General features: G+C 67.3%; 1 protein-coding gene. It reads right to left on the bottom strand.

Going from position 1 to position 1732, the window contains the following annotated elements; all coding sequences use genetic code 11:
• A partial coding sequence (locus INQ47_RS25585; RefSeq protein WP_404702894.1) for a condensation domain-containing protein occupies window positions 1–1732 on the bottom strand: 1732 nt, incomplete at both ends.

Genomic DNA, 1732 nt, shown 5'->3' with positions numbered 1-1732 from the left:
ATGCTCTGCTCCAGCGGGTAATGTTCAGCGGTGGCGTTCCACGTGACCAGGGTGCGCTCGCGCTCGGCGGCCGCCAGCAATGGCAGTTCGGCCACCGGTTGTTGCGGTTGCTCGACGATGCCTTGCAGCAGGTTCAGCCAATGCTCACCCAGGCGTACGATGGTGGCCTGGTCGAACAGGTCAGTGGCGTAGATCAGCGAAGCGCTCAGCCCTTCATCGGTCTCGCAGGTGTCCAGGCTCAGGTCGAACTGCGTGGTGTCGTTGTCCCAGGCCATGGCCTGGACCGCCAAGCCTGGCACGGCGCGTACCGGCGCGAGCGCGGCGGCCTGGTGGTTGAACATCACCTGGAACAACGGGCTGTGGCTGAGGCTGCGGGTCGGTGCCAGCGCATCCACCAGTTGCTCGAACGGCAGGTCCTGGTGCGCCTGGGCGCCCAGCGCAGCCTGACGCACCTGTTGCAGCAGCACGCCGAACGGCTGGCGTGGATCGATATCGGCACGCAGTACCTGGGTGTTGACGAAGAAGCCGATCAGCCCTTCGGTCTCGACCCGGTTGCGGTTGGCCACCGGCACGCCGACGCGGATGTCGCGCTGGCCACTGTAGCGATGCAGCAAGGCCTGGAACGACGCCAGCAGCACCATGAACAGGGTCGCGCCCTGGCGGCGGGCCAACGCCTCGAGGCCGTCCTTCAACGCCGACGGCACGGCCAGGTCGAGCTGGGCGCCGCGATAGCTCTGCTCGGCAGGACGCGGGCGGTCCAGCGGCAAGGCCAGCACATCCTGCTCGCTGCCCAGTTGCCCGACCCAGTAGGCCAGTTGCCGCTCACGCTCGCCAGCCTCCATCCATTCACGCTGCCAACGGGCGTAGTCGGCATATTGCAGCGCCAGGGCAGGCAGTGGGGCGGCATCGCCCTCGCGGTGGCGGGCATAGCCATCGATCAGTTCGCCGACCATCAGCTGCATGGACGCCGCATCCGAGACGATATGGTGCTGAGTCAGCACCAGCACCTGGTCGTCGGCCGCCAGCTCCAGCAGACGGACCCGCAGCAGCGGGTCGCGGGCCAGGTCGAACGGCTGGCGGATCTCCTCAGCGACACGCGCCTGAAGGGTCGCCTCGTCCGCCAGTCGTTCATGGGCGATGACCAGCGCAGCCGAGCGCTCGATCACCTGGACGATGCCCTCGTCGCTTTCGACGAAGCGAGTACGCAGGGCCTCATGACGCTCGACCAGCGCATCGAAGCTGTGTTGCAGCGCCGCACGATCGAGGCTGCCTTTCAGGCGCAGGACCATGGGGATGTGGTAGGCGCTGCTGTGTGGCTCCAGCTGCCAGAGGAACCATTGGCGTTGCTGGGCATAGGACACCGGCAGCGCCGCATCGCGCGGCGTCGGCCGGATGGCCGGAGCCCGCGCCGCCAACGACGGTGCTGGCAGGCTGGCGACGAAGCCCTGCAGGCTGGCCTGCTCGAACAGCGTCTTGAGCGGTGCGTCGATGCCTAGCTCGCGCAGACGCGAGAACACCTGGGTAGCCAACAGCGAATGCCCGCCCAGTTCGAAGAAGTTGTCGCCCAGACCAACCTGCTCCAAGTGCAGCACCTGCGCCCAGATCGCCGCGACCTGTTGTTCCAGTTCACTCTGCGGCGCCACATAGGCACGCTGCGATTGCGCGGCATCCACGGCGGGCAAGGCCTTGCGGTCGAGCTTGCCATTGGGCGACAGCGGCAGGCTGTCCAGTG

The organism is Pseudomonas sp. 3HC3 (assembly GCF_044904505.1).
Lineage (GTDB): Bacteria > Pseudomonadota > Gammaproteobacteria > Pseudomonadales > Pseudomonadaceae > Aquipseudomonas > Aquipseudomonas putida_Y.
The sequence above is the reverse complement of the archived record's forward strand: the minus strand, read 5'-3'. Positions and strand labels throughout refer to the sequence as shown.